General features: G+C 66.2%; 11 protein-coding genes. 8 read left to right on the top strand and 3 right to left on the bottom strand.

Translation table 11 applies throughout. The annotated features are described in order from the left end of the window. The first annotated feature begins 223 nt into the window (after positions 1-223). Positions 224-583, top strand: coding sequence for a hypothetical protein (locus MOX02_RS09330; RefSeq protein ID WP_147025520.1), 360 nt, complete (start codon positions 224-226; stop codon positions 581-583). A gap of 6 nt (positions 584-589) precedes the next feature. On the opposite strand, the gene MOX02_RS09325 is transcribed toward MOX02_RS09330, so the two are convergent. Together MOX02_RS09325 and MOX02_RS09320 are read right to left on the bottom strand one after the other, a co-directional pair. Next, positions 590-1,066, bottom strand: a complete 477-nt coding sequence (locus MOX02_RS09325; RefSeq protein ID WP_147025519.1) for a Ros/MucR family transcriptional regulator — start codon at positions 1,064-1,066, stop codon at positions 590-592. Between the two features lie 137 nt (positions 1,067-1,203). After that, positions 1,204-1,848: an SOS response-associated peptidase gene (locus MOX02_RS09320; protein WP_147025518.1), complete on the bottom strand. Its 645-nt coding sequence runs from the start codon at positions 1,846-1,848 to the stop codon at positions 1,204-1,206. A gap of 138 nt (positions 1,849-1,986) precedes the next feature. Between MOX02_RS09320 and MOX02_RS31125 the strand changes: the two genes are divergently transcribed. From MOX02_RS31125 to MOX02_RS09300, 3 genes are all read left to right on the top strand, one after another. Beyond that, positions 1,987-2,175, top strand: coding sequence for a hypothetical protein (locus MOX02_RS31125; RefSeq protein ID WP_170267763.1), 189 nt, complete (start codon positions 1,987-1,989; stop codon positions 2,173-2,175). 852 nt (positions 2,176-3,027) lie between these two features. Next, positions 3,028-5,295: a PAS domain S-box protein gene (locus tag MOX02_RS32115; RefSeq protein WP_147025515.1), complete on the top strand. Its 2,268-nt coding sequence runs from the start codon at positions 3,028-3,030 to the stop codon at positions 5,293-5,295. Further along, the gene (locus MOX02_RS09300) at positions 5,292-5,657 is read left to right on the top strand and encodes a response regulator (RefSeq protein WP_147025514.1); all 366 of its coding nucleotides are present in this window, start codon (positions 5,292-5,294) and stop codon (positions 5,655-5,657) included. The genes MOX02_RS32115 and MOX02_RS09300 overlap by 4 nt, the downstream gene beginning before the upstream one ends. Before the next feature lie 20 nt (positions 5,658-5,677). Here MOX02_RS09300 and MOX02_RS09295 read toward each other — a convergent pair whose 3' ends face one another. After that, complete coding sequence (locus tag MOX02_RS09295) at positions 5,678-6,268, bottom strand: HWE histidine kinase domain-containing protein (protein ID WP_373866728.1); 591 nt, start codon at positions 6,266-6,268, stop codon at positions 5,678-5,680. Between the two features lie 283 nt (positions 6,269-6,551). Between MOX02_RS09295 and MOX02_RS09290 the strand changes: the two genes are divergently transcribed. From MOX02_RS09290 to MOX02_RS09275, 4 genes are all read left to right on the top strand, one after another. Then, positions 6,552-7,259: a Crp/Fnr family transcriptional regulator gene (locus MOX02_RS09290; RefSeq protein ID WP_306424503.1), complete on the top strand. Its 708-nt coding sequence runs from the start codon at positions 6,552-6,554 to the stop codon at positions 7,257-7,259. Positions 7,260-7,402: 143 nt separating this feature from the next. Further along, complete coding sequence (locus MOX02_RS09285) at positions 7,403-8,425, top strand: chemotaxis protein CheB (protein WP_147025511.1); 1,023 nt, start codon at positions 7,403-7,405, stop codon at positions 8,423-8,425. Between the two features lie 112 nt (positions 8,426-8,537). After that, positions 8,538-12,044, top strand: coding sequence for a CheR family methyltransferase (locus tag MOX02_RS09280; RefSeq protein WP_147025510.1), 3,507 nt, complete (start codon positions 8,538-8,540; stop codon positions 12,042-12,044). 68 nt (positions 12,045-12,112) lie between these two features. Continuing rightward, a complete protein-coding gene (locus MOX02_RS09275; RefSeq protein ID WP_147025509.1) occupies positions 12,113-12,487 on the top strand; it encodes a response regulator in 375 nt (124 codons plus the stop codon). Positions 12,488-12,505 lie beyond the last annotated feature (18 nt).

The following is a 12,505-nucleotide window of genomic DNA, read 5'->3' as shown; positions in this document are numbered from 1 at the left end:
CTCATACACGAGCTGCGTCAGGTGCCCCGCTCCAGACCTCCGAAGGTCCGCTTATGAGCGCCACGGCCGCAACCTTGAGCGGCAATGAAAATCACCTGCCGAATCGCAGTGCTCGACGGCCCAATCCTAGAGCCGAAATAGCCCCTGTCGGTTGGAACGTTCTCAGCCGAGCGTTGCCATTCCGTTCTAGCCAAGCTTGGCCGTTTTGGACGATAAGGCGGGCATGCGGCTGATGCTCTGCCTCCCCATCGTGCTTCTGGCTTGTTCGCCTTCGGCGGCGGACACGAAGGCAGCGGCTGTTCTGAGCAGCCTTGAGGCGCGCTGGCACGGCTGCGTGCGCGACGTCTACGCCCGCGAGCGATCCGTTCAGCGCAAAGCGGCGTCCCAGCTCAGCGCACTCGATGAGTGCAAAGAGCACGAGGACGCCTACGTGGCTGCGATCCTGGAAGTGCGGGCAGCCGAGGGGAAGGCAGCGCGACGCGAGGGCCGAACCCTCACGGCGAGAGCAAAGGCGTGGGCCACCTCCGTCCTCGGCTACGTCGTCGATCCGGTGTCGTCATGGCTCGGCGCCGTGACGCACTGAGACGCGTCAGGCAGCCTTGCGGCGTCCGCGGCCCTTTGGAGCTTCCGCGGCCTCTTCCTCGGTAGCGCGAGCGCCTGGGCGACCGAGGCCAATCGCCTTGGCGAGTTCGGAACGCTGCGCGGCGTAGCTGGCCGCGACCATTGGATAGTCGTTGGGCAGGCCATAACGCTGGCGGTAGCTGTGCGGATCAAGCCCGTGCCCGGCCAGATGCCGCTTGAGCGTCTTGTACGGCCGGCCATCGATGAACGAGATCAGCGCGTCCGGCGTGACCGACTTGCGGATCTGCGAAGGCGTGGCCTTCTCGACCTCTTCGGCAGCGGCCTGAGACGTGCCGCTCGCGAGGCCGTTCAGCGCCGCGTGCACGCTGGCGAGAAGGGCCGGTAGCTCAGCGACCGGCAGGGAGTTCTTGGACACATACGCCGAGACGATGTCGGCTGCGAGTTCAACGAAGTCGGGGCTCTGCCCCTCAGTATTTTCTGTCACGCTGTAAGTCCATGGTTTGCGCACCCTCACGCGGCGTAGATCACCATATGTGTGAGCAAATCAAGGGCTGGCGTACAGAAACAATCAGAAAGGCTTGTTTCCGGGGCGGACTGATCGTGCAGTCCTACGTTCGCCGCTCAACCTTCATCCTTGCGGGCACCACGCGCGACGACCTTCATCATCTCATCAGGCAGCGGTCGCTGCAGCTTCAACGCCTCTTCGGCCGGCGCTTCGAGCCAAACGCGCCACTCCTCCCCGGTGGTCAGCAGCACCGGCATCGCCTTCGGGTGCACAGGGCCGACCACGCCATTCGCTTCGGTCGTCAGGAAGCTGTAGAGCCGGTGCTCCTCCTCGACCGGCTCGTCGCGCTTCGGGCCGCGTACGCCGGTCCATGGCCGCCAGATGCCGGCGAACGCAAGCAGCGGCCGCTCGTCGGAGAGAGCAAACCACACAGGCGTCTTCCTCGGCTTGGTGTCGGCGTACTCGCTGAACGCGCTCACCGGCACGAGGCAGCGGTACTCCGGCTTCAGCCACGGCCGCCAGTAGGGCGAGGCGACGTTGCGCACGTTCGTCACCGGCTGCGTGCCGACCTTGGGTGGGGGTGGGAAGCCCCAGCGCATCATGCTGAGCTCGCGACCCTCGCCGCGCTGGCGCACGACCGGCGCCATTTGGTCGGGAAAGATCCCGGGCAGCGGCGGCAGGTTGCCCGTCTGATCGTGCGTGATGCCGAAGGCGCGGCGGATGGCGTCCTGGCCCTTGTTGAGGCTGTAGAGATTGCACATGCCCGATCGTCCCAGGGGGATCGGGCCTGTTCAAGTGCGGGAGCGCGGAGAGCCCGATCTGTCCCCACCCTCCACATCGAGTTGGGCGCGGCAGGCGCGGCCGTACTGGTTCGGCCGCCGAGCCCCGATGGCGTGCTGATGGCGGCAGGACTGGGTGAGTTGCAGCCAGACCTCGTAGAGGTCGGCATGCTCGCCGAAACGCTGGCGCAGGCGTTCGACCGCGTAGACGCCGCGTCGCCGGCACGGCACGCATTCCACGATGAGACGCCGACCAGCGACGTCGCAGAGGCGCTCTGTCATTATGAGCTGAGCTGCCCACGCACGTAGCCATGGGAGATGTGGCCCTCCTGCCGCCGCAGGAGGCGCTCGGCCAATTCAAGATCCGCCAGAGCATCCTCAACGGCCCACACGAGGGCAGCCCACGTATCGGCTTGCGCTGCCAACCAGTAGGCGAAGGCGGCGCGCTCCGCTTCAGAGGGCCGGACCTCTTCGGGTTCTGAATTCGCCATCGCGCCGCCCACTCAAGAACAAAGATCGAACAAACAGGATGCGTGATGGTGCTTCAACCGCTACGAGAGAGCCCATCCATCTGAGATGTGCACTGCTGTGGATGGGCCCCGAAAAGCGCAGTGACGGTCAGGGCTTAGGCATGCCGCTGAAGGCCGCTGCTCCTAAGGCAAAAGCAAATTCGGGTACGTTGCTGCGGCTGACAGCAGCCCGAGGACGAGAGTCCTCTAGGAGAATTCGTGCGTGGCGCAGCTTTCCTAAAGAAGAAACAGACTCGTTCCATCCGTTGAGAGCGTCCGCCTTATGGCGGCTCGACACCGCAGATCCGGTTTGAGCGACCGAAGTTGGCCGATAGCGGTTCGTCCGCTTTGGAGCTCAAGCAGTGGGTAGGCAGACGTTCCGCTTCGGCCTGTGCCGTCCTGGGGCAGGCCTTCGCGAGAGACGCTCCAACCGGATCTGAACGTCACCGCTTGCTCCGTTCCACAATGCAGAGCCACGTGGGCAGGAGGCAAGTTGCGTGGTGGAAGGCTCCATCTCGGGCAAGGCTTGTAGGAACGGACATGGACCCCGGACAAGCTCGTGCGTTCACATGGGTACTTGAGGGGCGGTGCAGGCTCTGAGTCGTTGTTCCTCGTTAAGGAGCCTGTGATCGCTCACTGCCGGGGAATTGCGATGCCGGATCGCGAGCAGATGATGAAGCGCCAGCAGGTGCTGGCCGACTTCGGCGAGTTCTCCCTGTGCAGCGAGGATCTCGACGAGGTGCTCACCGAAGCCTGCAGACTGGTTGGCGAGGCACTCGGCACCCGTCGCGCCAAGATCCTGGAAATCCAGCAGGACGGGCAATGCCTGCTCGTGCGCGCTGGCGTCGGCTGGGATCCAGACATCGTCGGGCAGCTGCGCCTACCGATGAGCGAGCGATCCTCGGAGACATTCGCAATCAAGGAAGGCAAGCCCGTCATCACGCAGGACATCCGCCAGGAAGAGCGCTTCGAGGTCCCCAAGTTCATGAAGAAGGCTGGCGTGATGGCACTCGCCAACGTGCCAATCTTTGTGCCCGGCCGGAAGGCTTACGGTCTGCTGCAGGTGGACGCGACCGAGCCGCGCGAGTTCGGCAACGAGGACGTCGAGTTCCTGCGCACCTACACCACCATTCTGGGTCCTGTGATTGACCGTCTGCGGAAGGTGGGCACCCTACGCTCCAGCGAGGAGCGCTTCCGCCTCGTGGTGGAGAACGCCCGCGACTACGCGATCTTCACGACCGATCCCGAGGACCGGATCACCGATTGGTACCCTGGTGCAGAGTTCGTTTTCGGCTGGAAGGCCCGAGAGGTCATTGGCCAGCCCGCTGCCATCACGTTCACGCCCGAGGACCGAGAGGCGGGGGAGGACTCCGAGGAGACCGCGAATGCAGCCCGCGAGGGCTCGGCGCCAAACGTGCGCTGGCACCTGCGCAAGGACGGCACGCGCGTGTTCATCGAGGGGATGACCACGGCACTGCATCATCCCGACGGCTCGCTACGCGGCTTCCTCAAGATCGGCCAGGACGTCACGAAGCGCAGAGCGGCTGACAGGGCACTGCGTGAGAGCGAGGAGCGCTTCCGGGCCTTCGTCACGGCAAGTTCGGACGTGGTCTACCGGATGAGTTCGGACTGGTCCGAGATGCAGGAACTCGAAGGCCGCGGCTTCCTGTATAACACGCCCGAGCCGAACCGTGCCTGGATGGACCACTACATCCATCCCGACGATCAGCCGGTGGTACAGGCGGCCATCAATCAGGCGATCCGCACCAAGACCATGTTCGAGCTGGAGCACCGGGTGCGCCGAGCCGACGGCAGCCTTGGCTGGACCGATTCTCGCGCAGTGCCGCTCTTGGACGAGCAGGGTGAGATCACGGCTTGGTTCGGCGCCGCCAGCGACGTGACTGACCGCAAGCTGGTCGAGGAGGCGCTGCGCGAGAGCGAGGCGCGCTTCCGCGCTATAGCCGACGTCGTTCCGGAGTGCCTCTGGCGCAGCGACCCGGAAGGACGCGTGACCTGGTTCAACGAGCGCTGGTTTGCCTACACCGGCCAGTCGCCTGAGGAGGCGCAGGAACACGGCTGGCTCGACACGCTGCACCCGGACGATCGCGAGCGCTGCATGACCCGCTTCCGCGCCGCGATGAGCGAGGGCAAGACCTACAGTGGCGAGTACCGCATCCGGGCAGCCGACGGGCAGTACCGCTGGTTCCTGGCTCGTGCGGAGCCCCTCCGCGATGGTGCGGGACGCACGATCCAGATCTTTGGAGCGGCCACAGACATCCACGACCTGCGCGAGCTTCAGGAGCAGCAGAGCGTCATCGTCGCCGAGTTGCAGCACCGCACCCGCAACCTGATCACGGTCGTGCGCGCCATCGCGCAGCAGACCCTGGCGGCGAGTTCCTCACTGCAGGTGTTCCGCAGCCAGTTCAACGACCGACTGTCTGCCCTCTCGCGGGTGCAGGGCCTGCTCTCGCGCGCCGACCAGGAGCCGATTACCATCCGGGCACTGATCCAGACAGAACTCGACGCCCTCGGAGCTGACCATCGGGAGCGCATCGTGCTGGAGGGACCGGCTGTCACCCTGCGCAAGGGCAGCGTGCAGACCCTCGCATTGGCGGTGCATGAACTCGCCACCAACGCTCAGAAGTACGGCGCGCTCAGCACCGAGCCGGGGCAGCTCACAGTGAGGTGGCGCGTTCATGTGCCGGAAGGTGAAGGCCGGCGCTTGGCTCTGGACTGGTATGAGCAGGGCATCAGGCTGCCGGAGGAGGAGCCAGCCCGGCGCGGCTACGGGCGCGAACTGATCGAGCGAGCGTTGCCTTACGTGCTGCAGGCCAGGACCCGCTACGAACTCGGCGAGACGGAGCTGCGTTGCTCCATCGACCTGCCGCTCACCGCACGAACCAAGAAGGCCAGCCCGTGATCTCCGCCACGAACCCACTGGCTGGCTGCCGCGTGCTGCTGGTCGAGGACGAGTACTTCATCGCCGACGATCTGCGCCGCCAGTTCGAGGAGAGCGGGGCCGAGGTGCTGGGTCCGGTGCCCCGCGTCGAGGAAGCGCTCGAGCTGATCGCGGCCACGCCTCAGATCGATGCCGCGGTGCTCGATGTGAACCTGCAGGACGAGATGGTCTACCCTGTGGCCGATGCTTTGCGGGCGCGCGGTGTGCCCTTCATCTTCTCGACCGGCTACGAGAAGACGACGATCCCGGAGCGGTACGCCGGCGTGAAGCATTGCGAGAAGCCCCTTGAGGCCGCTCAGGTCGCCAAGGCGCTGTTCGCCTGACCCCCACTCGTCGGGCAGCCTCAGGCGGTTCCCTCGTCGACGATGACCCGGTCCGACAGCGGCACCTCGATCGTGCAGCGCAGACCTTCCGGCTCGAAGCTCAGCTTGGCGTGTGCCTTCAGCTCGTAGGGCAGCATGCGCTCGAATAGCGCCATGCCGAAGCCCTTGCGCTTCGGTGGAGTGACGGATGGACCGTGCTGCTCGCGCCAGGTGATCACCAGATGCGGCTCGGGCTCGTCCGCATGCTTCCAGGACACGCTGATGCGGCCCTCGTCGCGCGTCAGCGCGCCGAACTTGATGGCGTTCGTGGCCAGCTCGTGAAAGGCCAGGCCCAGCGTGGCCGCCGCTCCGGGTTGCAGCAGGATGCGCGGGCCCGAGAGGCTGACCTGCTCGCCTTCCTTGGCATGGTAGGACAACAGCTCGTCGGAAATCAGCGAGTGCAGATCGAGCCTGGCGCGCGGATCGCTCGACAGGGCGCCCTGCGCCCGTGCCAGCGCGGTGAGCCGCCCGTCGAGGTGCATCGCGTACTCCTCGACGCTCTCGCTCGTCTCGGCCGAGCGGCGCGCGACCGAGCGGATCACCGCCAGCAGGTTGCGCGTCTGGTGCTGCAGCTCGGTGCAGCGCGCCTCCGCCTCGTCGGCTCTGGCGGCTTCTGCCTGCAGGCGCTGCCGCAGATCGGTGTCTTCGGTGCTCAGCGTCGCCTCCGAAAAGGGAGCATCTGACGGATACCCGGGGTGGGGCGGCTTGTTCCCTCGCTCAATGGCTCACAGGCACGCAAGCACCGGTGGGCAAAACAAACTATTTGCCGTCTCGCGAGTTGCCCGACCGAGGCGTGCAATCCGACGCGGGCAGGGGAGCAGCATGTCGTCCTCCGATCACTCGCTGAGGGTGCTCGTGCGCAAGCTGGAGAGCATCGGCCCGCTCTCGGCCGAGGAGCGGCAGGCTGTCGAGAGCCTGCCCGTGAAGACGCGAGTGCTGGAGCCGGGGCACGACATCGTGAACGATGGAGACCAGCCGTCACACAGCTGCCTCGTTCTCTCGGGCTGGGTCTGCCGCTACAAGATGCTCAGCTTGGGCCGGCGGCAGGTCCTGTCGTTCCATGTGGCCGGTGACATCCCGGACCTGCAGAGCCTGCACCTGCCGCTGATGGACTACAGCCTCGCGCCGCTGACCCGCTCGGCCGTGGCCTTCATCGCGCACGAGAGCTTACGTGAGCTGACCGCAACCTTCCCGGGCCTTGCAGCGGTTCTCACGCGCGATCTGCTCATCGACGCCGCTGCCTACCGGGCGTGGCTGACGGGCCTTGGCCGCCGCTCGGCCTACGAGCGTCTGGCTCACCTGTTCTGCGAGCTGTACCTGCGGCAGCAGGCGGTCGGGTTGGCTGAGGCTCATCGCTGCCCGCTGCCGATCACGCAGATGGACCTTGGCGACGCGCTGGGCCTGTCGAACGTGCACGTCAACCGGGTGCTGAAGGAGATGCGCGGCAGCGGGCTGGTCACACTGCGCGCCGGCACGCTGGTGATCGAGAAGTGGCCCGAACTCGCCCAGGCCGCGGAGTTCGATCCAAGTTATTTGCATCTTCGCAGCGGACATGCCGTGTGATGCGAGTGCCTATCGGACGCAGTGCTTCGCGCCTGCAACAGCGTCCAAGCAGAGCAAGCCTCTCAGGACCACCGATCAGCCTCTGCACCACCTGAGCAGTCTGGCGCGTTGGCTTGCTGTAGGACGCGTCAGGACGGCACAGCATGAGCAATCGCGACATCATCGTCATCGGCGGCTCGTCCGGTGCGACAGCTCCTCTGAAGACGATCCTGGGCGCGTTGCCGCCCGACCTGCCCGCGGCCGTGTTCATCGTGCTCCACATCCCGGCCCGCAGCCTCGGCCTGCTCGCAACCGTGACGTCCGCGGCGGCTCACCTGCCGGTCCAGGCGGCCGCGGAAGGCATGACGATCCGCCCCGGCAACATCTACCTCGGCGTGCCAGACCACCACCTGATCCTGACGGAAGGCCGGATCAGGCTCGGGCGCGGGCCGCGCGAGAACATGGCTCGTCCCTCGATTGACCCACTCTTTCGCTCGGCGGCTGCCGCCTATGGCTCGCGCGTCATCGGCGTGCTTCTGAGTGGCCTCCTGAACGACGGGACGTCCGGCCTAGAGGCGATCAAGCGCTGCGGCGGTCTCACACTGGTGCAGGATCCGGCCGACGCCATCGCCGATGAGATGCCCCGCAGTGCTCTTGCAGCCTTGGAGGTTGACCTCTCCCTTCCAGCTGCCCGCCTCGGCGACATCCTCTCGGAGCTGGTGCGCGATCCCCCCGGCCCGCGCTTGCCGGTCCCACCCGAGATCCGGCTCGAGGTGGACATCGCGGCTGGTGAGCGGGTCGACAGTGACGTGACGCGCCGCCTCGCCGATCCCGCCGCGCTCTCCTGCCCGCAATGCGGCGGTGTTCTCTCCACGATGCGGAACGCCAAGCCGCTGCGCTTCCGCTGCCAGGTCGGCCATGCCTACACCGCCGAGGTGGTCGCCAAGGAGCAGGAGAATGCGGTCGACGAGGCCTTGCGAGTGGCGCTGCGCATCGTCGAGGAGCGCGCGGAACTCGTCAGGCGCATGGCCGAGGACGGCCGCAATGCCGGGCGGCGGGCGATCGGTGAGATGTATGAGGAGCGCGCGGCCGAGTACCGCCGCTATGCGGACACGATCCGGAAGGCGGTCCTGCTCTCGCTGCCCTCACCTGAACCAGCGGGCAACGAGGGCGCGCAGGAAGAGTGACGGTTGCGCTCATCTGGCTTACCTGCGGAAAGAACTGGCCAGGTTCTCGCCGTCGGTTCAGGACGTGCGTTGGAAGGGGCGCAGCAGCCAGCCCTAGCAGGATGAGGTCACGGTGAAGTCACCGAAGCGGGCGGCATCGCAGGGTGACAAACCCGTCATCGTCGCTCTCTGCGCGTCCGCCGCGAGCACGCGATCGCTCGTGCAGGTCCTGAAGCACGTCTCGCCACAACCTGACGCAGCCCTCGTTATCGTCCTGCAGCACCGCGAGGCTCTCGACCTCAACACCTTCAGCCGTGCTCTGGCGGAGGCCGGACACGAACTGGGACGGATCGAGAATGGTGCCCCGCTCAAGGCGGGACGCACATACCTGCTCGATCCGGATCTGATCGTGAGCGTGGAGGGCGGTCGCTTCCAAGTCCGGCCCGCAGAGCAGAGGGCTGGTGAGCGAGGCACGATCGACAGCCTCCTGATCTCGCTTGCCGGCAGTGAGGACGGGCACAGCATCGCCGTGGCTTTTGCCGGCACAGGAGCTGACGGCACGCTCGGCTTCAAGGCGGTCAAAGAGGCAGGCGGGCTCACGCTTGCTGAGGAAACCGAGGAGGCCAGATCCGGCGCGCTTGCGGCCAGCAACAGTCCTGTCGCGCTCGCAGATGCCGTGCTGTCCCCCGATCAGCTCGCCGAGCGGATCATAGCCGGCATCCAGCAACTCTCCTCCAGCGGGGCCACCGCTCACGACCTGGATGCCGCTGAAGTGTCAACGGCGCTCTCCAGCATTGCCGCGGTGCTGCGCAAGAGGACCGGTCACGACTTCCACGGCTACAAGCCCGGAACCTTCCTGCGCCGGGTACAGCGCCGGATGCAGGTTGCCCAGAAGAGCGACCTCGGGGCGTACCTGGAGTACCTGCGCGCACAGCCCGAGGAGGCTCAGGAGCTCTTCAACGACCTTCTGATCGGCGTCACTCAGTTCTTCCGCGATGCCAAGGAGTTCGAGCTCTTGGAGCGCGATGTCGTTCCGCAGCTCTTCGCTGGCAGGGGCCGGGATGACCACCTTCGTGTCTGGGTGATCGGCTGCTCGACGGGCGAGGAAGCCTTCTCCCTCGGCATCCTGCTGCGCGAGCACATGGCCACGCTCGAGGAGGTGCCGCACGTTCAGATCTTCGCCACCGACCTCGATGGCCGTGCACTCGCTGCAGCGCGGGCCGGGCGCTACGCCGAGACCATCGCTCGCGACGTGAGCCCGGAACGGCTGGCGCGCTGGTTCGTGCGGGAGGGCAACACCTACTGCATCGTCAAGGAACTGCGCGAGATGTGCATCTTCTCGCAGCACAGCATCGTCAAGGACCCGCCCTTCTCACGCCTCGACCTCGTCTCCTGCCGCAACCTGCTGATCTATCTCGACGCCGAGTTGCAGGGGCAGGTCATTCCCGTCTTCCACTTCGCGCTCCGGCCGGGCGGCATGCTGTTCCTCGGCAATTCCGAGAACATCTCGCGTCACCCCGATCTGTTCGCGCCGATCGAGAGCCGCTCGCGCATCTTCCGCCGCCTGGAGACCAGCACGCGGGTCCTGCCCGACATTTCGTTCAACGTCAGGTCGCTGCACCCCGAGATCCAACCGGTCCGACACGGACGGCCTCAAGCCGTCGGGGCCTCTCTGACCCAGCGTGCCGAGCGCTTCGTGGAGCGCTACGCGCCGGCCTACGTGATCGTGGATGAAGGGTACGACGTGCTGCACTTCTCAGCCCGGACCGGGCGCTACCTCGATCCGGTCGGCGGAGCGGCATCGCTGAACCTTCTGCAGCTCGTCCATCCCGACCTGCGCTTCGACCTGCGCACCGCACTCGTTCGGGCCGCAGAGGAGGAGCGCACCGTCCAGGTCGCAAACCGGCGCGTGGGCCAGAACGGGCACAGCCTGACAATCGACCTTGTGATTGAACCCGTGACAGATGGGCCGGGCCGCGCGCGGAGTTTCGTCGTGCTGTTCAAGGATGCGGGCGCGGTGCCGGCGCCGGGTGAGAGCGCCGTCGCAGCCTCGTCTCCCGATCAAGAGGACCGCATTCAGCAGCTCGAGGCGGAGTTGCGCGAGACCAAGGATCGCCTACAGGCCGTCACCGAGGAGGCCGAGAGCACGAACGAGGAGTTGAAGGCCTCGAACGAGGAGTACCAGTCGCTGAACGAGGAGCTGCAATCGGCCAACGAGGAGCTGCAGACCTCGAAGGAGGAGGTGCAATCCGTCAACGAGGAGCTGACCACCGTCAACGGTGAGCTCAGCCTGAGAGTGCATGAGCTCGGCCGGACGAACAGCGACCTCAAGAACTTCCTCGAGAGCACCCAGATCGCCACCGTCTTCCTCGACAACGACTTGCGGGTGATGCGCTACACACCGGCCGCGACCGAGCTGTTCCACTTGGTCGAGGCGGACGTCGGCCGCCCCATCACCCACATCAAGTCGAGGATCGCCTACGACGAGTTGCAGGACGACGCGCGGCGGGTCGCGCGCACCCTCAACAGCATCGAGCGCGAGATCGAGGGCTCTGCAAGGGGCGCGCGCTACATGGTCCGGGTGCTGCCCTACCGCAGCATCGACAACTTCATCGCAGGCGTCGTCATCACCTTCGTCGATGTCACCGCACGCAAACAGGCCGAGGCGGCACTCCGCGAGAGCGAGGAGCGCTTCCGGAAGTTCGCTGATGCCTCCTCGGACGTGCTCTGGATCCGGAACGTGCAGACGCTGCAGTTCGAGTATGCCGGCTCGGCGTTCGAGGCGCTCTTCGGCACGCCCTTCCAGTCCATCGGCGGGCAGAGCCTGCGCGCCTGGCTCAGGCTGATCTTGCCACGGGACAGGAAGCCCGTGATCAGAGCCTTCCGCCGGGTCCGCTCCGGTGAGAGCACGTCGCACGCCTTCCGCATCCGGCGCCCGCGCGACGGTCAGGTGCGCTGGATCGCCAGCACGGACTTCCCGCTGTTTGACGACCAGCATCGCGTGCAGCGGGTCGGCGGCATCTTCTCCGACGTGACGGAAGCCAAGCTCGGGGCGGAGCGCCAGGAGGTGCTCGTCAAGGAACTGCAGCATCGCTCGCGCAACCTGCTCGGCGTGGTCACTTCCCTGGCGAGCCGCACCATCGGCCGGGGTGGGCCTGTGGAGAGCTTCACCACACGGCTGAAGGCGCTGAGCCGGGCACAAGCCCTGCTCAGCCAGTCCGGCAGCGACAGCGTCGAGGTTGGCGCTCTCGTGCGCGCGGAGCTGGCCGCGCACATCGACAGCGCGCCTGCTCGCATCACCTACGCAGGTCCGAAGGTTCTTCTCACCTCGCAGCAGGTGCAGAACTTCGCGCTCGCCCTGCATGAGCTGACCACGAACGCGGTCAAGTACGGCGCGCTGAAGGACGGATCCGGCCAGCTCGCCGTCACCTGGGAGCGGATCCGGCCGAATGGGAGTGAGGAGCACTTGGCCTTGAGCTGGAATGAGAGCGGGGTGCCCGTGCCTTCGGAGAGCCTCACGCGGCGCGGCTACGGGCGCGAGCTGATTGAGCAGGCTCTTTCCTATGCACTCGGGGGCCGAACCGAGTTTGTACTGGGCAGCGACGGCGTACGCTGCCGGATCGAGCTGCCGCTTGCCTAACCTGCGGCAACGCACGTGTTCGGAGGTGCAGGTAAGTTGGGGATGTACATCCACGATCCTCAGCCTACATGCCCAATCTCGCTACCAATCTTGCCGGCCGCCGCGTGCTCGTGGTCGAGGACGAGTACTTCATCGCGATGGACATGGAGCACAGCCTCCGAGAGGCAGGCGCTGACGTAGTCGGACCAGTGCCGGACGCCGAGCAGGCGCTCGCGCTGATCGAGGCGGCTCCGCTCGATGCGGCGGTGCTCGACGTGAACCTCAGGGGCCAGGCCGTCTACGCGGTCGCTGACCGCCTGCGTGATCGCGGCGTGCCTTACCTGTTTGCCACGGGCGAGGTGCAGATCGCAGACCACTCGGACTATCGCTCGCGTCCGAAGCTGGAGAAGCCGATCCTCGATACCGAGCTGGTGCGGGCCGTCGGCAAGCTCATGCCAAGCTGACTGGTCCAGCGCTTCTCA

Source organism: Methylobacterium oxalidis, assembly GCF_007992195.1.
GTDB lineage: Bacteria > Pseudomonadota > Alphaproteobacteria > Rhizobiales > Beijerinckiaceae > Methylobacterium > Methylobacterium oxalidis.
This window is presented reverse-complemented; position numbering and strand designations above follow the sequence as displayed.

Excerpts from the sequence above, each read along its gene's own strand:
- MOX02_RS09330 (WP_147025520.1), top strand. The coding sequence starts at position 224 with ATGCGGCTGATGCTCTGCCTCCCCATCGTGCTTCTGGCTTGTTCGCCT.
- MOX02_RS09320 (WP_147025518.1), bottom strand. The coding sequence starts at position 1,848 with ATGTGCAATCTCTACAGCCTCAACAAGGGCCAGGACGCCATCCGCCGC.
- MOX02_RS31125 (WP_170267763.1), top strand. The coding sequence starts at position 1,987 with ATGGCGGCAGGACTGGGTGAGTTGCAGCCAGACCTCGTAGAGGTCGGC.
- MOX02_RS32115 (WP_147025515.1), top strand. The coding sequence starts at position 3,028 with ATGCCGGATCGCGAGCAGATGATGAAGCGCCAGCAGGTGCTGGCCGAC.
- MOX02_RS09285 (WP_147025511.1), top strand. The coding sequence starts at position 7,403 with ATGAGCAATCGCGACATCATCGTCATCGGCGGCTCGTCCGGTGCGACA.
- MOX02_RS09275 (WP_147025509.1), top strand. The coding sequence starts at position 12,113 with ATGCCCAATCTCGCTACCAATCTTGCCGGCCGCCGCGTGCTCGTGGTC.